This is a genomic window from Pyrodictium occultum (genome assembly GCF_001462395.1).
In the GTDB taxonomy this organism is placed as follows: domain Archaea; phylum Thermoproteota; class Thermoprotei_A; order Sulfolobales; family Pyrodictiaceae; genus Pyrodictium; species Pyrodictium occultum.
This window is the reverse complement of record NZ_LNTB01000001.1, coordinates 1,123,845-1,141,708: the sequence shown is the minus strand read 5'-3', so window position 1 is coordinate 1,141,708 and position 17,864 is coordinate 1,123,845. Positions and strand designations below refer to the sequence as shown.

27 protein-coding genes are annotated in these 17,864 nt (G+C 58.0%); 18 read left to right on the top strand and 9 right to left on the bottom strand.

The genetic code is table 11. The annotated features are described in order from the left end of the window. Window positions 1-70: 70 nt before the first annotated feature. The gene (locus CF15_RS06030; RefSeq protein ID WP_058370983.1) at window positions 71-385 is read right to left on the bottom strand and encodes a hypothetical protein; all 315 of its coding nucleotides are present in this window, start codon (window positions 383-385) and stop codon (window positions 71-73) included. Continuing rightward, on the bottom strand, window positions 382-1,116 hold the full coding sequence (locus CF15_RS06025; RefSeq protein WP_058370982.1) for a 60S ribosomal export protein NMD3: 735 nt from the start codon (window positions 1,114-1,116) through the stop codon (window positions 382-384). The genes CF15_RS06030 and CF15_RS06025 overlap by 4 nt, the downstream gene beginning before the upstream one ends. A 252-nt stretch (window positions 1,117-1,368) precedes the next feature. Here CF15_RS06025 and CF15_RS06020 point away from each other — a divergent pair, with 252 nt between their 5' ends. Together CF15_RS06020 and CF15_RS06015 are read left to right on the top strand one after the other, a co-directional pair. Further along, window positions 1,369-1,860 (top strand): hypothetical protein, encoded by a 492-nt coding sequence (locus CF15_RS06020; protein WP_058370981.1) that lies wholly within the window; start codon window positions 1,369-1,371, stop codon window positions 1,858-1,860. Between the two features lie 3 nt (window positions 1,861-1,863). Then, window positions 1,864-2,181: a hypothetical protein gene (locus tag CF15_RS06015; RefSeq protein ID WP_058370980.1), complete on the top strand. Its 318-nt coding sequence runs from the start codon at window positions 1,864-1,866 to the stop codon at window positions 2,179-2,181. A gap of 48 nt (window positions 2,182-2,229) precedes the next feature. Here the strand turns inward: CF15_RS06015 and CF15_RS06010 are convergent, their stop codons facing one another. Both CF15_RS06010 and CF15_RS06005 read right to left on the bottom strand, forming a co-directional pair. Continuing rightward, a complete protein-coding gene (locus CF15_RS06010; protein ID WP_168371313.1) occupies window positions 2,230-2,730 on the bottom strand; it encodes a hypothetical protein in 501 nt (166 codons plus the stop codon). 202 nt (window positions 2,731-2,932) lie between these two features. Then, window positions 2,933-3,436 carry an adenosine-specific kinase gene (locus CF15_RS06005; RefSeq protein WP_058370978.1) on the bottom strand — a complete coding sequence of 168 codons (504 nt, stop codon included), beginning with the start codon at window positions 3,434-3,436 and terminating at the stop codon, window positions 2,933-2,935. A 163-nt stretch (window positions 3,437-3,599) separates the two neighbouring features. On the opposite strand from CF15_RS06005, the gene CF15_RS06000 reads away from it, so the two are divergent. Next, a complete protein-coding gene (locus CF15_RS06000; RefSeq protein WP_058370977.1) occupies window positions 3,600-4,211 on the top strand; it encodes a hypothetical protein in 612 nt (203 codons plus the stop codon). A gap of 23 nt (window positions 4,212-4,234) precedes the next feature. On the opposite strand, the gene CF15_RS05995 is transcribed toward CF15_RS06000, so the two are convergent. Next, window positions 4,235-5,260 carry an NAD(P)/FAD-dependent oxidoreductase gene (locus CF15_RS05995; RefSeq protein WP_058370976.1) on the bottom strand — a complete coding sequence of 342 codons (1,026 nt, stop codon included), beginning with the start codon at window positions 5,258-5,260 and terminating at the stop codon, window positions 4,235-4,237. A 208-nt stretch (window positions 5,261-5,468) separates the two neighbouring features. Here CF15_RS05995 and CF15_RS05990 point away from each other — a divergent pair, with 208 nt between their 5' ends. Next, window positions 5,469-5,783, top strand: coding sequence for an RNA-binding protein (locus CF15_RS05990; protein WP_058370975.1), 315 nt, complete (start codon window positions 5,469-5,471; stop codon window positions 5,781-5,783). A gap of 48 nt (window positions 5,784-5,831) precedes the next feature. Here the strand turns inward: CF15_RS05990 and CF15_RS05985 are convergent, their stop codons facing one another. Further along, window positions 5,832-6,227, bottom strand: a complete 396-nt coding sequence (locus CF15_RS05985) for a hypothetical protein (protein WP_058370974.1) — start codon at window positions 6,225-6,227, stop codon at window positions 5,832-5,834. Between the two features lie 130 nt (window positions 6,228-6,357). Further along, on the bottom strand, window positions 6,358-6,675 hold the full coding sequence (locus CF15_RS05980) for a helix-turn-helix domain-containing protein (RefSeq protein WP_083494532.1): 318 nt from the start codon (window positions 6,673-6,675) through the stop codon (window positions 6,358-6,360). A gap of 180 nt (window positions 6,676-6,855) precedes the next feature. On the opposite strand from CF15_RS05980, the gene CF15_RS05975 reads away from it, so the two are divergent. The 4 genes from CF15_RS05975 (at window position 6,856) to CF15_RS05960 (ending at window position 8,862) form a co-directional block, all read left to right on the top strand. Further along, the gene (locus tag CF15_RS05975) at window positions 6,856-7,227 is read left to right on the top strand and encodes a hypothetical protein (protein WP_058370973.1); all 372 of its coding nucleotides are present in this window, start codon (window positions 6,856-6,858) and stop codon (window positions 7,225-7,227) included. Between the two features lie 153 nt (window positions 7,228-7,380). Next, entirely contained in the window at window positions 7,381-7,740 is a 360-nt protein-coding gene (locus tag CF15_RS05970) for a hypothetical protein (protein WP_058370972.1), read from the top strand. Window positions 7,741-7,827: 87 nt separating this feature from the next. Further along, window positions 7,828-8,421: a transcriptional regulator gene (locus CF15_RS05965; protein ID WP_058370971.1), complete on the top strand. Its 594-nt coding sequence runs from the start codon at window positions 7,828-7,830 to the stop codon at window positions 8,419-8,421. A gap of 30 nt (window positions 8,422-8,451) precedes the next feature. Continuing rightward, window positions 8,452-8,862, top strand: coding sequence for a hypothetical protein (locus tag CF15_RS05960; RefSeq protein ID WP_058370970.1), 411 nt, complete (start codon window positions 8,452-8,454; stop codon window positions 8,860-8,862). Here the strand turns inward: CF15_RS05960 and CF15_RS05955 are convergent. Further along, window positions 8,859-9,173: a hypothetical protein gene (locus CF15_RS05955; RefSeq protein ID WP_058370969.1), complete on the bottom strand. Its 315-nt coding sequence runs from the start codon at window positions 9,171-9,173 to the stop codon at window positions 8,859-8,861. The genes CF15_RS05960 and CF15_RS05955 overlap by 4 nt on opposite strands. Before the next feature lie 150 nt (window positions 9,174-9,323). Between CF15_RS05955 and prf1 the strand changes: the two genes are divergently transcribed. The 9 genes from prf1 to CF15_RS08605 all read left to right on the top strand — a co-directional run bounded on the left by prf1 (window position 9,324) and on the right by CF15_RS08605 (window position 16,159). After that, window positions 9,324-10,436, top strand: coding sequence for a peptide chain release factor aRF-1 (gene prf1, locus CF15_RS05950; protein ID WP_058370968.1), 1,113 nt, complete (start codon window positions 9,324-9,326; stop codon window positions 10,434-10,436). Window positions 10,437-10,543: 107 nt separating this feature from the next. Then, the gene (locus CF15_RS05945; protein WP_058370967.1) at window positions 10,544-11,794 is read left to right on the top strand and encodes an Nre family DNA repair protein; all 1,251 of its coding nucleotides are present in this window, start codon (window positions 10,544-10,546) and stop codon (window positions 11,792-11,794) included. Between the two features lie 84 nt (window positions 11,795-11,878). Continuing rightward, complete coding sequence (locus CF15_RS08445) at window positions 11,879-12,649, top strand: DUF2258 domain-containing protein (RefSeq protein WP_070807832.1); 771 nt, start codon at window positions 11,879-11,881, stop codon at window positions 12,647-12,649. A gap of 162 nt (window positions 12,650-12,811) precedes the next feature. After that, window positions 12,812-13,024 carry a hypothetical protein gene (locus tag CF15_RS05935; protein ID WP_058370966.1) on the top strand — a complete coding sequence of 71 codons (213 nt, stop codon included), beginning with the start codon at window positions 12,812-12,814 and terminating at the stop codon, window positions 13,022-13,024. Then, complete coding sequence (locus CF15_RS05930) at window positions 12,997-13,842, top strand: integrase (protein ID WP_058370965.1); 846 nt, start codon at window positions 12,997-12,999, stop codon at window positions 13,840-13,842. Before CF15_RS05935 ends, CF15_RS05930 begins: the two co-directional genes overlap by 28 nt. Before the next feature lie 629 nt (window positions 13,843-14,471). Then, the gene (locus tag CF15_RS05920) at window positions 14,472-14,672 is read left to right on the top strand and encodes a hypothetical protein (RefSeq protein ID WP_058370963.1); all 201 of its coding nucleotides are present in this window, start codon (window positions 14,472-14,474) and stop codon (window positions 14,670-14,672) included. Then, the gene (locus CF15_RS05915; protein ID WP_201783092.1) at window positions 14,669-15,811 is read left to right on the top strand and encodes a DNA (cytosine-5-)-methyltransferase; all 1,143 of its coding nucleotides are present in this window, start codon (window positions 14,669-14,671) and stop codon (window positions 15,809-15,811) included. The genes CF15_RS05920 and CF15_RS05915 overlap by 4 nt, the downstream gene beginning before the upstream one ends. 44 nt (window positions 15,812-15,855) lie before the next feature. After that, entirely contained in the window at window positions 15,856-16,041 is a 186-nt protein-coding gene (locus tag CF15_RS09365; protein ID WP_201783091.1) for a DNA cytosine methyltransferase, read from the top strand. Continuing rightward, window positions 15,971-16,159 carry a hypothetical protein gene (locus tag CF15_RS08605; RefSeq protein ID WP_083494530.1) on the top strand — a complete coding sequence of 63 codons (189 nt, stop codon included), beginning with the start codon at window positions 15,971-15,973 and terminating at the stop codon, window positions 16,157-16,159. The genes CF15_RS09365 and CF15_RS08605 overlap by 71 nt, the downstream gene beginning before the upstream one ends. A 39-nt stretch (window positions 16,160-16,198) precedes the next feature. On the opposite strand, the gene CF15_RS05910 is transcribed toward CF15_RS08605, so the two are convergent. Beyond that, window positions 16,199-17,056, bottom strand: coding sequence for a hypothetical protein (locus CF15_RS05910; RefSeq protein ID WP_168371312.1), 858 nt, complete (start codon window positions 17,054-17,056; stop codon window positions 16,199-16,201). A 114-nt stretch (window positions 17,057-17,170) separates the two neighbouring features. Between CF15_RS05910 and CF15_RS05905 the strand changes: the two genes are divergently transcribed. Further along, a complete protein-coding gene (locus CF15_RS05905; protein WP_058370961.1) occupies window positions 17,171-17,860 on the top strand; it encodes an HhH-GPD family protein in 690 nt (229 codons plus the stop codon). The last annotated feature ends 4 nt before the right edge of the window (window positions 17,861-17,864 follow it).

The window sequence follows — 17,864 nt, the reverse complement described above, 5'->3', positions numbered from 1 at the left end:
TTAGTTGTAGCTTGACCTATAGTATTAAGGATGCCCACCAAGGATTATGAGTGCCACCCGAATAACGCAGCTACTCCGGCTCAAGAACTCCCAGGCGGTCGCCTATCACGCCCCTTCGGACGAGAGCCTCGTAAGTGCGCCATATGCGCTTTATAGTGACATGCCTGGTTTCGAACCCCTTCTCCTCAAGTATCCGCAGCACGTACTCGGGGAGCCCGTCAGGATGGCCGCTGAAGCTCCTAACCGCCTCTATCACAGCCTCCACCAAGTCGCGTGAGCTCGGGTAGGGCTTCATCCTCCTTCTACGCCTAGGAAGTATCTCCCGCTCAGCCTCCAGCACCTCCTTAAGTACATCCTCGGGCACGTAGTCCAGCTCGTCGCTCATCTCCGCCTCTCCTCGAGCAGGTGGAGAGATAATACGAGGCGCCTCCTTAGCCTGCCTCGGGAGGTTATGCCAACATCCTCGCCAGTGGCGCCGAGGCGGACGCGATAGTACTTCCTAAGCTGCCGTACTATCTTAGATGCACTGCCACGGTCTAGAAGCAGGAAGTCTACACCATCACCATACTCCACTATATCTACTATAGAGTTGGCGAGCTGCCTGCTAGACTCCAACAGTGGTGATAAAACCTTTGCCAGCTTTGCAGGCTTCTCACCCCTCACCTGGAGGAGGACGTTGTAATCGCCTCCGCGCGCGTCCTTACAAGCCGGGCATATGGTTGGCTTAGCCCTCACCTCAACGGTGTAGCTCACCCTTACCGCTCTATCGACACCCCGTAGCCTGGCGGAGAAGACCACCCTGTACATTGTACGCCAAGAGGGAGCTGTGAGAGGCTCCACGGACTCGAGGCGGAAGCTCTCAACCTCCTTAACGCAGGGCTCTACATGCTCGCTGAGGTGGCGTTCAAGAAATTTTGCCGAGGCCTCACCTAGCTCTCCCCCCTCGACCCATTTATACCCAATCCTGATAGACCCGCAGTACCTGCAGTAGTCGAATTCTAGCCGCTCGGGGACGCATAGGATCCTATGGGTTTCGATGAAGCACTCCAGGCAGAGGGGGCCTACACTCCCTCCCTCAACTAGCGGCCTGCCGCATCTTATACACACTAGCTGCATAGTGGCTTCCTCTCCCCGGGTTAACGGAGAAGACAAGCCCCCTAATCTGCCTCGGCCACCACCCCTCTAGGCCAGGGGATGACGAGATAAACCCGGTTTGAGGCCCGGGGGGCCGCTGCCTCCTGGGGCGGTGAAGAATCCTAGTCCAGCGGACCCCTTCCCATGGAGCAGGACCCTGGGGCCGAGTGTTACCAGCCCCGTAGAGCTATCCCTACGGCATTACCTCAGCCATTTATCCTCGGGGAGGGCCTCGTGTCCACAGCTGGAACGGATCTCCAAGCCACATCGCTCGGGCAGCTGCCCAGGAGTATAGACACAAGCCAGGAAGCTACGAGCCTGGCGCGGGACATAGCCGTGGTGGCCTCCATAAGCTCAGCCCTCGACGGGCTTGGCATACCCTGCACCGAGTGCAGGGACCATTTCTACACGCTGATTGCCAATTATTCCCGGCACGTCGACGCCGAGTATACCGAGAACACCGCGGTACTGGCATCGATGAAGAAGAGGGATGCTGCACATCTCGTGGACGCCTGGGGGGAGGAGCACTTCGCGGCAGCACTGGAGTACCTAGCCTCGGACACATGTGACGTGGAGATGCTTAGAGAGATGTTTGAAGATATACTGGAGGCGCTGGAATTCAGTAGAGAGGCCGCCGAAGAGCTTAGGGGCAGAGCCGCTAGGGCCGGCTGCAGGGAGCTGCGCGGGTTAATCCTTACAGCACTAATAGTGCCGCCGAGGGGCTAGGCCGTGGGGTATGCCAGGCTGGACCTCGTCTACGTAGTCAGCAAGCTCGCCGAGGCAGCTATAAGAAGGGCCACAGGGCTTAGTTATAGTCTCAGCGATGTGCCTTCAAGCCTCCAGGAGGTGGGCAAGGAGATAGTGGAGAGGGTGGCCGAGCAACTCATAATCGACGATGGGGAGACTCTCCGCTGCAGGATATGCGGCAGAGGGCCATTTACCCGGAAGGGCCTCTACCTCCACATAAGGAGGGTTCACCTGGACAGCATATACGACATGGTTAGAAGCGAGCTGGAAGCCTATCTCTGGAGGCTGAAGAACACCTAGGGAGGACATGTGGAAGGGTCTGTAGGGGTGGAGCCCGCTCATCGCCTCCTAGGCTCCAGAGGATCCGGGCTCGCCACTGGAGTCTTTCTTCACCCCCGCCAGCATGTCTCTAGACACAAGTCTTACGCCGCGATCGGTCTCTAGTATAACTCCCCACACTCCCTCCGGGAGCTCAATCCTCCCTAGAGATATGTAGAGCTCCCCGGGAGGCTTCACGGCGGGGAGGGGCTGGAGCGGCCGGCTCCCCCTGAGCTCCTCCTCTATAACGCGCACCACTATGAGGCGGGCTGGACGCGGGAACAACACCGTTCCCACAACAGTGGCGAACACTGACGCCTCGACTTCCTCTCCACGCTTGTTATACCTCACCACCTCCACTACGTAGCCTGGCGTGTTAGCGTATCTTTCGCGTAGATCGCTTACCGCGTCGAGAACCTCAGCGCTACCAAGCTCTATCTCCTTCTCTAGCCTAAGCAGTGTTAGCCGTACACCAGCTATACTGGCGTCAAACGCATGGTATAGCCGGGCCACAGTACCTGCTCTACCCATGTCAGCCCCCCGGGTCGGAGTACGGCATATCACAGCCTCTGGTAATAGATGCCCTGGAGCCTCAGGCTAGTATCTATAGGGGCGGCCTGCCACCGGCTACACCGGCGGCCCCGTGAAGACGAACCTCCATGCCAACCTACGGCGGGTCTGAAGAAAAGGTGCCTTCCCGGTGAAGAATCAGCCGGGCCTTGAGGGCCGCCGCCTACTTCTTGTAGCCTATCTTTCTCAGGAAGGCTCTTCTCTCTGCACGATCCTCCTCTGTTTCAACCCCTACCGGGGTATAGCCATCCACTACCCCTATGACCCCCCTTCCTTGGCTCGTCTCCGCGACGAGGACCTGGAGTGGGTTAGCAGTGGCGGCGAATATCGTGACTACCTCCTGCACGTTCTTTATGGCATTAAGCACGTTTATGGGCCACGCGTCCTTAATGTATATGACGAACACGTGGCCTGCAGCTATTCTCCTAGCGGCCTCTATCGCCAGCTTCTCAAGCCCCTCATCGTTGCCTTCGTAGCGTATTAGCCTCTTCTGGCTGGCCTCGCAGAATGCCAGCCCAAACTTTATCCCGGGGGCACTGGTTACAAGGGCCTCGTACAAGTCCTCAACGGTCTTTATGAAGTGGGCCTGGCCCACTATTACATTGGTCCCCTCCGGCACAGGTATGTCCACGACATGTATCCGGGGGCTCTCGCCGGTAGCAGGCAAGGGGGATGCCGCACCCCCGATACCCTATCCAGTAAGGAGCGGCTTGAAGAGCTATAATGGCCCCTGGCCAGGAAGGAGGGTATGAAGCCGCTCCGAATGCCGAAGAGTAGATTATTTAGAGTACTTACGAGTTCTATAACCAACGGTATTCTGGGGAACGCGTATGGCTCTGCAGCAGCGTAGGCGGCTGGACTTCCTCCGACACATAGTGAATAGGATACTAGCCGAGTCTAATGCTCCCAGGCAGCTGTTGGATGATATACGTCGAGCAGTAGGTAGCGCCGAGGACAAGTACAAGTTCAACGCGTTTGGGGGCGATGTGAAGAGACTCGCAGACTACCTGCGCAGCCGCGACTTCGACGATTTGATAACCATTGCACGCTCCGACCGCAGCGGCCAGGGGCTAGAGCTGCTCCGGCGGATACTGGAGGAGGCGCGGAAAGTCTACAGTGACATACCAGAGGTCGTCGATGCTATTGATGCAAGGCTCAGGGAGCTAGAGGCTGGAGGGAAGAAGGGGGAGGACAAACTGGACACGCTCTACTCCATTCTGAAGGATCTCGAAAAGCTTGGTGCTAAAATCGAGAAGGATGAGAAGGGGAGGAAGCTGCTTGTAAAGCTCCCCGGCGATAAGCTAAGTGCAACCATAAGCTATGACGAGAAGATGAACACGTACAGGCTGGAGCTGGTAGTGAAGGAGAGTGCAGAGTTCTTAACTCCAAGCGAGGTACACGCACATCTAAAGAGGGTTATGGAGACTATAGGCTCCGGGTAGAGCTTTCCAGCCGCTTCTCAAAATCATAGCAGCGCTGTAATGCCTTTTACCAGGTAGTGTGGCCCGCGGAGCCTGCCTTCAAGCCATGTCTTTATCAAGTCTTCGGGCGCCTTGCTGAGAATTCTCTCCACGCCCATTTTACCCAGCGCGGAGGCCGCGAGCAGCATGAGCGAGTGGGTCCTAGACTCTATTGAAAGGCTTCTTACCCCCTCCCTGTACCTCCTCGCGTCCAGAAACGGCCTGCCATCATCGTCTAGCGATACCGCATCGGCAAGAGCTCTTGCCGAGAGGACTGCCGGGCGTATTCCCTCCCCTCCAAGACTCATCACTAGGCCCGCCGCCTCACCCGTCTTCACTACACCGCTTCTCGTGAGGAGCTCTATGCGTGGAAAGACTGTCACCAGCGAGTAGGCCTCTCCACGTAGCTTCGGCAGCTGGCCGAGAGCCTTGGATACGAGCTTCACCGATACTTCTCTCGGGTTTTTCACGTCCATAAAGCCTCCGCCTATGTTGAGCATATGGCCGTGAGGGAACACCCACGCGAGGCCAAGTCTCCCCGGCAGGAAGATGAGGTATACAGACTCGCCATCGATGCCCGGATTGTCTGCATAGGCTCTCCAAACGGGTATCTTCACCCCCTTGGAGGAGAATGGGCCCCGTGCATCGGCTACGAGGCTGTGGCTATCCAGGAGGCTCTCGGGATCCACAGGCTTGCTCACCACGTTGAGCCGGCTACGTAGGCCATCTATCCAGCGGCTCTTATCTATCGTGTACCATACTGGCCTCTTAGACTCGTATACTCTCACAACCTCAGCATCAACCATGAATATAAACCTCTTGATGACATTGAGGATCCTAGGCTTTTCAACCGCCTCGGGCCAGTCCTGGTCGAGCAGTCCCGCAGGCACTGCTTCACCGCATGGCTTCCGGTAGGAAGGAGTAATGTCATAGACTACGGTGCTTATGCCCTTAGCCTGGAGTAGCGTAGCCAGCACTGAGCCTGCAACACCGGCCCCTACTACCGCCACTTCTCCCCTAGGCCTCTGCAAAGGACTGCAGCCCCTGTGCCCCGCGCAGCAACCGGCTGCGCAGGCTAGAATAACATGTGTCTCCTCCGCAACATAATTAAGCCGCCGTGGGTAGGGATTTAAAATGATGCAGATACGGCATGGCACAATTAGGCGAGGTGTGAGCCATTTTTAACATTGGTGCCGCCCCCGGCGCCGTGGCGCCGGGCCAGTAGCGGGGTGCATAGCCTTGGCGGGCACACGCATATCCAACGAGGAGCTCGATAAGATTCTCAGCCAGGCGGAGGAGAAGGAGCGCAAGGACCCTAAGAAGAGATGGATAGCACGTATGATACGCAGCGCCAAACAGTATCATAAAATGTGCCCCTACTATGATAAGCGTACAGGCAAGTGCTTCCTCAAGCTCGGCGAGAAGTGTGAGCGTGACGGCAAGTTCGACGGCTGCCCGGTGTTCATAGAATGGCTGTCCCGGAAGTACGACGAGCTAAAGGCCAAGGGCAGGCCCCTGCCCATGGACTTCCTAGACCTCACTTTATCCGTCTAAATACGGTCTATAGCTGTTCACGAGCCTTGAACCATCTAAATTTTTAGCTTATGAATATAGCCCTGCAAAATACGTAGCAGCTAGCAAAGCCGTTGCCGCCGTGATGCTTGTGGCAAGCATCGCCGATGACCTGCTCCTCCTCTCCTCGAGGACTGCATTGGGCAGCGTGAGTAGGGCTATGAGTCTGAGCGGCAGAGGGGCCGGCGCAACTATCGCAGCCATGTTAAATATGTAGGGAGCATATAGCACAGCCATCCTCCTAACCCCCTGGATCTCGTCCTCTATGAACACTGAGGGCGATGGCAACATTCCATCAGTATCTATGCTGAAGCGTGCGCTGTAGCCTAGTAACCTGGCCGCCGCGTAGTGGAGCAGCTCGTGCATGGTCATGTAGGCTGCCGCCCAGAAGGCTAGGCTTAGGTAGCCGGCTACCAGCGGCTGCATCGGAGGCCCCGGGTTAGGCTGCTCTACTACAACCACCTCTTCTCAAAAGAGTTACCATGAAAGTTTTGCCAGACCACATGGAGCCATAGATGGATAAGATGGGTGAAACTTCTCCTGGGAAAACATAAGCCTATACGTAGTATGCGTAGTACCTACCCTCCTCGTCGCTTTCTACTATACCCTCCTCCGCGAGCCTGTTTAACGCGTAGCGTATCTTGTCCTCGCTAGCCAGGCCAGAGAGGATTGAGTGCAGCTCACGTACGGTCATAGGCCTTTCACGTAGGAGCCGGAGGATAATGTCTCTCAACTGATCCTCGTTGGGAGCGACAACTACAACCACCTCATCGTCCTCGTAGAGCTTATGGAGAACTATGTCCTTGTTGTACACATAGGTCTCTCTACCACTAGAGCTGTCGTTGAAGTTGTTCTGCTTGGGGCTGGCCGGCACGGCTCCACTCCTCCGGGGCTTATAACCAGGAGCCCACACCCTTATATAGGGGTTAGTCTTTGAGCATCTAGAATTACTCAAGACGCGTATGACTGATAGATGCCCCGCGTTATTATCGCCCCTAACTCCTCTCCACCATATTAACTCCGGGATAGCTTGCACCTAGGGGCTGGAGGCTTCATGGGATTTAGGCTTAGGGCTGAGCTGCTAGGCCTATGCGCGCAGCTGGAAGCGCTCTCTAACAGCCTTGAGCGCTACCGCGCCAGCTACTCGGCCAAGCTCTCTGAGCTTAAGGAGAGGCCCGGCACGGAGGGGATGAAGGCTACTTTATCCCGTGTCCTGGATGAGCTGGAAGCCGTGGCAGACGTGGTCAATAGAATCAGATCGCTAGCGTGCAGCGGCGAGCCAGGGCTCCAGACACTTGTGCGCGCCTACCACATAGCAGACCAAGCCTACTACAAGATGGTGGCCGGGCACGGTGCCTCCGTACCTGCCAGCATAAGGTCGGCGTTCTACGAGATTTATAGAACCCTGAAGAGTATAGCGCTCTAGCCGGCGCGGGGTCAACGGCCTAAAGCGTCGCCATCGCCCTCCAAGTCCGTAGAGGCCTTTACCTATCATCCCCCGGTGAGGGCTAAGCCCTGGAGTAAGCTTGATTATATAGGTTTCAGCGGTCTCCAGCGGGCAAAAGACGGGGACAAGGCATTGCAGTTGATTGAGGCTGTGCGCACCAGCCTGAGGGCGGCCAAGGTCCCCGGCCAAGTAGCTGCTAAAGCCATAGCTATTGTCGAAGAAGCCCTGGAGACATACGGTGTAAAGAACACCAAGGAGATGTACGAGCTGCCGGACTGGAATCTCTGGCTCATACTCGTAAAGTCCATAGTGTCACCACTAACCAAGATGCTTAGAAGAGAGGGCTACTGCCACGCCAACAGCTACCTCATAGGCGGCCTGATGGCGCTTGACGAGAGGGCTGCCTCAATGCTACGCGAGTGGGTCAGGGCTAAATGCGGGGCAGGCAGCGATCCATGCTGCAAGAACCCCAAGTGCTGCAACATACTGTAGCACCGCAGCCCTGCTGGCATGGGCAAGGGCCCTCTAGAACGTTAACCCTCGGGCTTTCCACCAGGTGGAGCCTGGGCGAGGAGACGCTTGCCGGAGAGGCTTGACCTGGCTAATGTGCCTCTAAGGCCGGCCTCGAGAAGGGAGATACTGCTCCTGGAGACCGGCCTGATCGTCGGTACGCTCTACCGCCCCGACATAATGGAGCTGATAAGAGACCCCCTAGAGAGGGCGACATGGCTTGACAGCCTCGCTGTGGCGGCGGCCGCTCTAGCCCGCGAGAAGGCTGGATACACTGTGAGCCAGATAGCCGAGGAGCTTGGGAGGAGTGAGACCACGATAAGAGCCCACCTGAGCGGGAAGACCAAGGCCGGCAAGATAGTCAGGGAGACCTATGAGATTCTCGCCAGGGGGCAGCTAGAGCTCGTGATACCCTTCACGCTGCCGGCCTGCAGCGAGGCCGAGGAGGAGCTGAAGCGGCTCAAGGAGGAGAACGAGAAGCTGCGGAGGGAGCTGGAGAAGTGCAGCGAGGTGGACGAGGTCAGGAGGCAGCTCGAGGAGATAAGGAGCCGGCTCGAGGAACTCGAGGGCGAGAAGAGGGAAATGGAGAAAGAGCTGGAGAGGTGTAGGGGGCAGGCCAGCCTACTCGAGGAGGCGCGCAAGCTCCTCTGCAGAGCAGGGTGAAGGCCTACTACCGCGGGGAGGGGGCCTGGCGTGCCGTGTCCCTGGTACCGCAACGGCATGTGTACATCACCTAAGCTGTCGAGGCCCACTGCCGCTGTCACCTCTCCCTCAAGGTGCCAGGGGAGCGAGGCTGAGTACAGGGCATGCCAGTTCTATGTCGACCCGGACAAGGGACAGAGGAGGCGCACCGGCCTGGAGGCCGGGTTAAGACCCGCCATAGCTGATCAGCTGAAGCCGTACCCGCCCATACACCTGCTTACCTCGAGGCCGCAGCAGCGCTGCCCCTTCATGAGGGTCTACGAGTACAGTGGGGGCTACCTGGCCCAGTGCCGCGTACTCAATAGGCTACTGACGAGGAGCGAGGCCGAGAAGTGCGAGAAATACTGGCAGTCGTGCCCCTTCTACAAGGTTGGTGTTCAGCAGAAGGCTGCTGAAGCCTAGTCAGCCAGGGTTACAGGAGGGAGGGGGAACCCGGCAACCCCGACTCCAGCCGCACCGGCCACGGCCAGTATGTAGTCCGCCAGTTTCTCCGGGTCAGCCTTTATGGAGGGTATGTACACCTCAACATTGTTGGCTAGCACTACCGGCTCGAAGAGCCCCTCGGAGTCGAGTACCGGCACCGGGACCTCTACATAGTCGACCGCGAGGCCCAGCTCGCGGAGGGCCTCCACCGCTAGCCTAGCGTTGTCGCGCACCCCCTTACTAACCGGGCCGAAGCCGTGTATCACAGCTATTTCGAGCACCTGGTACAAGTGCAGACCCCGCGGCTCAAGCTACACAGACTGGGAGCGCTGGTTAGGCTGAGGCCCAAGTAATACATATAAGACTAGCCACGCTGTGCTGGTGTGATACTCCATATAAACTGTGCCGGTCTAAAAAACCTCCAATAGGGTGTTGTGCCGATGAGCAGCCTAGAGAAGCTCACGGTGGACAAGAGGACGCTCAAACGCATAATACGCGAGCTTAAAAAGTGGAAGGCGCCGGCAACGGTGCTGCTGAGCCTATACATACCCCCGGGTAGGCCGATAAGTGACGTAGCTAGCCTGTTGAGGACGGAGTACTCTATAACAGACAACATAAAGCTGAAGAGGACCAGGGACGCCGTCCAACGCGCGCTATCATCAGCCATGGATAGGCTGAGCAGGATGCAGAAGGTGCCTCCCAACGGCCTGGTACTCTTCTGCGGCGAGGACATGGAGACCCACGACTTCATCTGCCTAATGTTCTCGCCGCCCGAGCCGGTGCCAGTGTTCTTCTACCGCACCGACAAGTGGTTCCACACGGAGTTCCTAGAGGAGATGGTAGAGCATGAGGAGACGTTTGGCCTAGTCATAGTGGAGAGGGACCAGGCTACCATAGGCCTGCTCAAGGGTAGTAGGATCCAGGTGCTGGAGGAACTGGAGGGCTACGTACCCGGCAAACACCATAAGGGCGGGCAGAGCCAGAGGCGATTTGACCGCCAGATAGAGCAGTTCGTAAAGGGCTTCTATAAGGAGGTCGCCGAGGCTATGAATAAGCACTTCCTCCCGCTCATAGAGAAGAACGCGTTGAAGGCCATAATCGTAGGCGGCCCGGGCTATGCTAAGCAGGACTTCCTAGAAGAGGCTAAGGAGTTCCTAGACTACAGGATTAGGCAGAAGATAGCCAGCGAGCTGATAGACGTCGCCTATCAGGGTCCTGCAGGGCTCAGAGAGCTTTCAATAAAGGCCTCAGATATAATAGCTAAGAACAAGTACGCTGAGCTTGTGAAGGCTATAGAGGAGTTCAAGCGCCACCTTGTAAGGGATGATGGACTTGCTGTCTACGGAGACAAGATGGTTAGGCAAGCCCTAGAGATGGGAGCCCTTAAGTTCATAATACTCGATGAGGACCGGGAGGACGCCGAGGCGCTGGCCGAGGAGGCTAAGAAGTACGGTACAGAGGTTTACTTCCTCTCGGACGGTGTACCGGAGGCAGAGTGGATAAAGAAGACGTTCAAGGGCCTGGTAGGGGTGCTAAGGTTCAAGATAGCTTAGGGCCCTAGCGCCCACAGAGCCTTAACCCCCTTTTGCAAGGCTTCCCACCCATAGCTCCTCAGGGACTGTTTGCCCCCCCTTCCCGGGGCGCGTGGAGAGGAGCATCGATGGGGCGACGTATACCTCCGCAGCTATGCACCAGGTGTAAGGGCTATAAGAAGCTCTGCGGGCTCCCAGTATGCCCCATCCTGGAGAAGTTCAGGTTCCAGGCGGAGGCGGTGGCGAGGATAAGGGGTGGGAGGGAGATAGAGGGCAGCACTCCCCCCAGCATAGTGGTCGGCGAGGCCGGGTACCCGAGAGTCCCGCTCCTCTACAACATCCCGCCCGGGGTCCGCGGGGAGGAGGCCCAGCTCTATGATGCTCCCGATCTCTGGAGGGAGAAGCTTCCAAGCCTCCGCGAGCTCCTCCAGCTCCGCTCGAGCCTGGTATCTACCATAACGCGTGTGGACGCTCGGGCCCCCTGGAGGCTCTACGAGAAGGAGATATCAATAGCAGCGGTATCGGAGAGACCCGTCGACAGCCGGGCCATGCTCTCGAAGCCCCCGCTGCCGGGCCTCCGCTTTGACGGCATGCTGGCACCGCAGGGGCCGAGCGCGCCGGCCGAGAAGATAGAGGTTGAAGAGTCTCCAAGGCCGCCAAGGAAGCTCGAGAAACTTGTCTGGGACGACGCGAGGAGCACAGACGCTATAATAGAGCTATACCGTAGCGGCATTGATGTGTACCTGCTCACGCGCGCCCTCTCCCTAGGGCTGCTTGGAAGGATTCGCAGCAGGAGGCTTGTCCCAACCCGCTGGGCTATAACAGCGGTGGACCAGACTATATCAAACAACCTACTCCATGCGGTTAGGAGCTACGACACCATAGGGCAGGTGGAAGTCTACCACGGCGGATACCTGGGCAACTACTTCACAGTCATACTGGTGCCGGGGAGTTACGAGGCAGAGATGATAGAGGTATGGCACCCCTTGACCCCCTGGACCCAGGCGGCAAGGAGCCCCGTGGTCTACCGCATAGTCGAGCACCCGAGCCTCAGAATGGAGCCCCTTGACGGAGGGTACATAGCGGCCAGGCTTGCCGTGGCGGAGCACCTGTACCGCAGGAGGAGACAAGCCAAAGCCATCATACTAAGGGAGATAACGCGCGACTACTACGCCCCCATAGGCAACTGGCACATACGGGAGACGGTGAGGCGCATACTGGCCTCGAAGCCCGTAGCCGTCTACAGCGACCTAGGCCATGCACTGGAAGAGGCTGCCCGGCTGGCGAAATCCCTGGAGGCTGCTGAGGAGGTCAGGCGCTCAAAACTGGCGGGAAAGCTTAGGAGCTCGGCAGCACTGGACGCTTTCCTAAAGAAATAGCCAGCCTAGCCACCGTTTAAGAGGAAGCCACTACTTAACCCCTCCTCATGGCCTACAGTGACGAGTAAGAGGGGGGTAGAACGTATGCCCCAGCTCTCAACAGGCCTTGTCATAGCCGGTGCCTACGCCGACAAGCTGCGCAGGGTGTTGTTCGCCCAGCTTAGGAACGATATCAAGAGCGGCAAGATAGACTCAAAGCAGGTGGCCCGCCGCGCCGGCGAGCTGAACCGCCTCCTCTTCGAGATACTCGTCAACAAGCTCCATATAGACAAGGGTGATGCTGTGCGGATACGCGTAGAGTACGAGGTAAGGGATGGAGACATAGAGTGGAAGCTCGACACGCTCCAGATGGAGGCCTTCAGGAGGATACCCGACGAGGAGGTACGGAAAGCCGTGCTAGAGGTGATAGAGAAGGCTGAGCACGTACTAGCCAGGCCAGAGACCGAGGAGGAGAGAGCCTGGACAACTACAACGGAGGCGGAGGTGGAGCGCCAGATACGGGAAGCCGCTAGGCGCGCCGCCAGGCCCGCAGCCCAGCCGCCGGTACAGGTTAGCGAGGCAGTAGTATACGGGAGCACTAGGAGCGGAGAGCACCTGGCCATACTGAAGGACCCTGCCGGAGAGAACGTAGGCCTAGCTGTTATGAAGGAGGATGACGGGCGAACACGCATCCTAGTAATCCTCGTCCCGGGCAGGAAAGCCTACCGTGCCGAAACCACAGTAGACATGCCCGTCAGCGACCTGGAAAAGCAGCCGGAGAAGATAGTAGAGGCAATCCGGAGCATGGGCTTCACAGAGGTCTCGAGAGGGGATGCAGAGAAGGTAATCAAGGAAAAGATGGAGGAGATAATATAGCGTCCCTCGGCTCAGCGAGGTCTCCACTCCACATCCACACTACTCGGCTCAAATCAGCCTCATCACCGCCGAGGGCTACACCGCTCCAGGACAGGGGCCAGAGAGCACCTTTTATATGACTGTAATACCCCCTCCAACAGCCTATACGGTGGATCCCCGGGCATGGATAAGCCCCTGGGGCTTGTCGGGGAGGATGGTAGCGTTGACTACGGACTCGCACTCAAAATCACGGCCCCGGCCTCAAGGGATGAGTACCTGAAGAGGGCCATTCTCAGCTTCGCTGTCAGGGAGTTCAGGGACGGCTTGAGGAGGATGCCCGGCCTCAGCTTCTCCGGCGTCACATTGAGGTGGGACGCGACTTCGAGAGCATCCTGAGGGAGCGTAAGGGGCGCAGGAGGGTCAGGGATCCCGCCACACTCAAGTACTACAGGAGCCTGTTCACGAAATACCTGGAGGGCAGGGAGCTCTCAGAGGACCTGGTCGACTATGTTGTGAGCCACCCGAATAGGTGGCTCCGGAACGTATTCAGGCACTACGTCCAATACCTCTACTACAGGAGGAGGATCAGCCCCGAAGCATTCGGGTGGCTAACGGAGGCGGTGCCCTCCCGGGGGTACAGGCTGGACGTCAAGCCGTACCCCATAAGCCTCGAGGACGTTAGGAGGACCCTAGAACTCCTGGGGGAGAACCACCCGGTCTACTACACCGTCTACAGGGTCATGATCGAGTCAGGGGCCAGGTACACGCACGTGCTGAGGATGATTGAGTCCTGGGATCCTGGCGGGACCGTGGAGATACCGGGAGTTGGGGTCACAACCGAGAGGCTGGTGTGCCCCGGCGATAAAGGGTTCTGCAGGTACTACATGGGCCTCAGGGGCTCGGCCAAGCAGTGCGAGTGGATATACTTCTCTAGGGAGACCCTTGAGCTGCTGATGCGGGTAGCCCCTAGGAGGGTTGGCAGGCACCAGCCCAGAAGGTACGCGGTGAGGCACGGCCTAGTACTGCCCAAGTACATGAGGAAGGTTGCATGGAGGCTCATGGTTAAAACTGTGGGGAGGGAGGCCGCGAGGTTCATGCAGAGCAGGTTTGGGGAGCTGAGGGTGAGCGAGGCGAGGTACGAAGACCTCCTAGGGGAGGCAGACCAGGCATACCCCAAATACCTGGAGCACCTGGCTGAGGTGGGCCTCACTTAACCGCCTGGCAACATCGGGAACGCTGTGGGGGCCTGTCTTGCCCGTGCCGCGCGTGCCCTTAAAGGACTTGGGCTTCGCAATTCTCCTGCTGGCACTGATACCCTCCCTAATATTATACAGCCTAGGCTTACATGACGGACTCATCGCCACGCTCATATACTTCCAGCTGGTCACTATATGGATTCAGGCGGAGATCTCGCTCAGACAGCAGGAGCTAGCAGAGCTCCAAGCAACGCCGATAACAGTCCTACATTACTCCTCCTCTCGCGGATTTCTTCACGCTAAACCCTCAGAAGCTACTAAGCATATTCCACTTACCGTGCAAAACTAAGCAATGGCCTGCATTGGAGCTTCTTGCAGTCTTTGACACCATTTTCCGCGGGTGCAACACCGTTTTTGAGCCAATAACAGAGAGCAAAGCGTCTTTTTAGGGCTTTTCAACATTATACCTGATAGAAGCACGGCAGGAAAAGAGTCAGAGGATCGCGCTCAAAATAATATCTCGTGCCAGTCCGCGACATGACTCAGATTCACGGCCCCGAGGAATTTAAGAGGGCTGGCCTGGGCGGGGTGAATGAACCTTTATTAGCCGTGTGTGCGTAGTGTGTTTCTGTGGAGTTTGGTGTGCTATGAGCGAGCAGAGGAGGGGGAGGGTTAAGAGGGTTCAGGTCACCTTTACGCGGGAGCAGTGGGAGCTTATAGAGATGCTTCGTGGCGTGATGGGTAGCGACGATGCTGAGCTTGTCAGGAATATAGTGCTGTCGTGGCTGTCGGAGAAGTCGATTGTGGCGTCTAAGGTTAAGAGGGAGATGGGAGGTGGTGAAGTGTGAAGGTGTACAGGGTCGCATCGCTATTCTCGGGTGCTGGGGGGCTTGACCTGGGCCTCGTCCAGACGGGGAGGTTCAGGATTGTGTTCGCTAACGAGTTGCGGGTCCCCGCGGCGATGACGTACGCGAGGAACCTGGGGCTCAAGCTGGAGCTGTGCGGTGGGGAGCTGGAAGTCCAGGCTCGGCCGGGCGTCATCCTGGCCTGCGACGTGGCCCGGGTGGACTTTGCCGGGCTCTCTGATGCGGGGGTTGACGTGGTGGCGGGTGGCCCCCCATGCCAGGACTTCTCCATTGTCCGCGGCCCCGACTGGGACAGGAGGGGGATAGAGGTCAGGAGGGGGAGGCTGTACGCCCACTTCGTGAGGGCTCTCGCCACCCTCCAGCCCAAGGCCTTCGTGTTCGAGAACGTGCCCGGCCTCGTCAGCGCCAATAAGGGGCTCGCCTACAAGGTCATCCTGGACGACTTCGCCAACCTGAAGCTCCGCTGGGATGAGGTGAGGAGGCTCATAAAGGCGGACGGCGCGGACGGAGCTGAGGGCTACGAGATAATCTTCAGCGGCATCGTCCACTTCTCCAGCCTCGGAGTCCCCCAGAAGAGGGAGCGGCTGATCATAGTGGGCGTGAGGAAAGACCTGCTCCGGGGGAGCACAGCCGCGCTTTGGAGGCTGAGGGGCAGGCTGGAGGCCGCCCTGCGCGGGAGAGGCTGGCTCTTCCGCAAGTACCCTCTCACACCCATCGAGGTCTTCGAAGGCGACCGGCTGGACAGGCTCGACGACAAGTACAGGGAGGTGATGCGGAAGTGGGAGGGCCTCTGGCGCGAGCTGGGCACTCAGCGCGCCCTGGAGTGGAAGAGGAGAGTGTGGGACAGGCTCACTTTCAGCGCAGTAGAGGACTACCTGAGAGTCAACGGAGTGGAGAGGGCCAGCCCGGAGGAGATCGAGGAGGCCCTGAGGCAACATGAGGCCGTTCTGAGGGAGCTGGGCTACCTGGGCAGGCCTGTGGACAGGCTCATGCTCCCCGACTCCACCACAGAGCCCCCGAGGGAGGATCCCGTGGTGGTTGAGAGGATGAAGAGAATCCCCCGGGTGAGAACCACGAGTTCGTCAGGGGGACGCGGTGGGAGGTTGAGGGGAGGGGCATAAGCCTGGTCTACAGGAGGATCCACCCGCTGAAGCCAGCCTACACTGTGGTCGCCTACGGCGGCGGGGGGACCCACGGCTACCACTATGATCGAGACAGAGCAATGCTAACGCTGAGAGAAAGGGCGAGGTTGCAGACATTCCCAGACACATTCCTCTTCCATGGCGGCAGGGGCGAACAGGGAGAGGCTCATCGAGACCCTCAGGAGTCAGGGCTTCAAAGTCTCGAATGACGTCAAAATAGAGTTTGAGGGCATTGGGAACTTCTCGAGGACTCTCCACTTCATCGTGAGTTCGGGGGCTCTCAGGCGCAGGAGGGAGGACTGGGAGGGGCTCATTCGAGACCTTTAATCTGTTTCGTCCAGTATCTCGGCCAGGGCTTCGCCTATCCTACTTGTCCTGCTCGGGGTGCCAGTAGCCCACAAACTTGTTGACAACAAACCTCTTCTTCTCCTCCCCGTCAGCCAGGAGTATGCTCGTCCTCTCCTTAACTGCATCCTCATACTCTCTCTTGTCGAAGAAACCGGCGATGCAGGCCGGTATCTTGGTAAACTCTGGGATTGCATCCCAAATGCTGGCCAGATCATCCTCAGATATTATCCCCAGCTCCCTCGCCTTCGACAGGATCTTGTCTTTAATGGCGCTTATCTCCTTGAGGAATGCGAGGAAGTGCTCCCTCGACACCCCGACCCTGACCAGGACGAAGACGTGGCTGTTCTCTATCTGGCTGTAAGGTATGTCCAGCCATATGCCTCTCAGCTTAGTTGTCTTTATGCTCACATTGAGCCTGGGAGGCCTACCGTTCACCAGCCTTATGTCTGAGGGCAGGAATTCTGGCAGGGGGCCCTTCCTGTAGTCGAGCACGACTCTGACTTCGAACCTCTCGCCTAGCCACTTGGCGAGGGCTATCTCGCCCAGGAAGCCCCTTATCGCGTCTGTCAAGAGCTGTCCCAGATCCCTCTGCCTCGTCGTCCCGTAATCCGTCGCCGGGATCCTCGGGGCCAGATCGAGGGCGTGAACGGCGGCTGTGAGGTAGTCCCTTTCATCCAGCAGAACAGTACTCCAACCCAGCCACTCAATCCACTCATCTACGCTGGAGAAGGACTCCCAATCACGCCCCCTCACGGTGCCCTCACACAGCAGGTCTGCGTGTGTGACCTTGCGGCGAGGGTCATCGTAGAGCAGGTACTCGTCTGGGAGGGCGCCCCTCCTCACAGCCTTCTTGACCGCGCGCCTGCACAGAGACACTGTGAAGCGTTGCATCAGCACGCACCCCCCAATGAAGCATATTAAAAAACATATATAAAGCATATATATTCACCGAGCATAAGTGCCTCAAGGCGGGAGCCAAAGGGGGCCTCCTTGCTCCTGGCCGACAGCGGGAAGATCAGGGAGTTCAGGCGCAGGATAATAGAGTGGTACAGGGTGCATGGGGACAGGGGCCTGCCTTGGAGGAATACTAGCAATGCATGGGCCATCCTCGTCGCGGCGCTCCTCCTGAGAAAGACAACCACAAAGCAGGTGATCAAGGTTTACGAGGAGTTCATTAAGAGGTACCCGTCGCCCAAGGCGCTCCTGAACGCTGAAGAGAATGAGGTGAAGGAGGTCATACGCCCGCTGGGCATAGAGCACCAGAGGACTCGGCACCTCATAGAGCTGGCCAGGCTCGTCGAGGAGAAGCTTGGAGGGAGGATCCCATGCGACAAGGAGAAGCTCAAGAAGCTACCCGGAGTGGGCGACTACATAGCCTCGGAGGTGCTCCTGGGGGCCTGTGACAGGCCCGAACCCCTCCTCGACAGGAACATGATAAGGGTCATAGAGAGGGTTTTCAGCGTGAAGTCGGCCAAGAAGAGGCCTCACACAGACCCCAAGCTCTGGGCCTTCGCAAAAATGCTCGTGCCCAAAGACCCTGAGAGCGCCAGAGACTTCAACTACGGAGTGCTGGACTTTGCGAGAAAGGTGTGCACGGCAAGAAGCCCCAAATGCTCAGAATGCCCGGTCAGAGATATATGTAGCTACTATTTTGAAGACAGAAGCAAAAAGCAGGCATAACTGG

What these genes read in the sequence shown, in the direction of transcription:
- CF15_RS05975 (WP_058370973.1), top strand. Translation starts at nt 6,856, where the DNA reads ATGGGATTTAGGCTTAGGGCTGAGCTGCTAGGCCTATGCGCGCAGCTG.
- CF15_RS05945 (WP_058370967.1), top strand. Translation starts at nt 10,544, where the DNA reads ATGGGGCGACGTATACCTCCGCAGCTATGCACCAGGTGTAAGGGCTAT.
- CF15_RS06010 (WP_168371313.1), bottom strand. Translation starts at nt 2,730, where the DNA reads ATGGGTAGAGCAGGTACTGTGGCCCGGCTATACCATGCGTTTGACGCC.
- CF15_RS06000 (WP_058370977.1), top strand. Translation starts at nt 3,600, where the DNA reads ATGGCTCTGCAGCAGCGTAGGCGGCTGGACTTCCTCCGACACATAGTG.
- CF15_RS05935 (WP_058370966.1), top strand. Translation starts at nt 12,812, where the DNA reads ATGGATAAGCCCCTGGGGCTTGTCGGGGAGGATGGTAGCGTTGACTAC.
- CF15_RS06030 (WP_058370983.1), bottom strand. Translation starts at nt 385, where the DNA reads ATGAGCGACGAGCTGGACTACGTGCCCGAGGATGTACTTAAGGAGGTG.
- CF15_RS08605 (WP_083494530.1), top strand. Translation starts at nt 15,971, where the DNA reads ATGGCGGCAGGGGCGAACAGGGAGAGGCTCATCGAGACCCTCAGGAGT.
- prf1 (WP_058370968.1), top strand. Translation starts at nt 9,324, where the DNA reads ATGAGCAGCCTAGAGAAGCTCACGGTGGACAAGAGGACGCTCAAACGC.
- CF15_RS06025 (WP_058370982.1), bottom strand. Translation starts at nt 1,116, where the DNA reads ATGCAGCTAGTGTGTATAAGATGCGGCAGGCCGCTAGTTGAGGGAGGG.
- CF15_RS05920 (WP_058370963.1), top strand. Translation starts at nt 14,472, where the DNA reads ATGAGCGAGCAGAGGAGGGGGAGGGTTAAGAGGGTTCAGGTCACCTTT.
- CF15_RS08445 (WP_070807832.1), top strand. Translation starts at nt 11,879, where the DNA reads ATGCCCCAGCTCTCAACAGGCCTTGTCATAGCCGGTGCCTACGCCGAC.
- CF15_RS05985 (WP_058370974.1), bottom strand. Translation starts at nt 6,227, where the DNA reads ATGCAGCCGCTGGTAGCCGGCTACCTAAGCCTAGCCTTCTGGGCGGCA.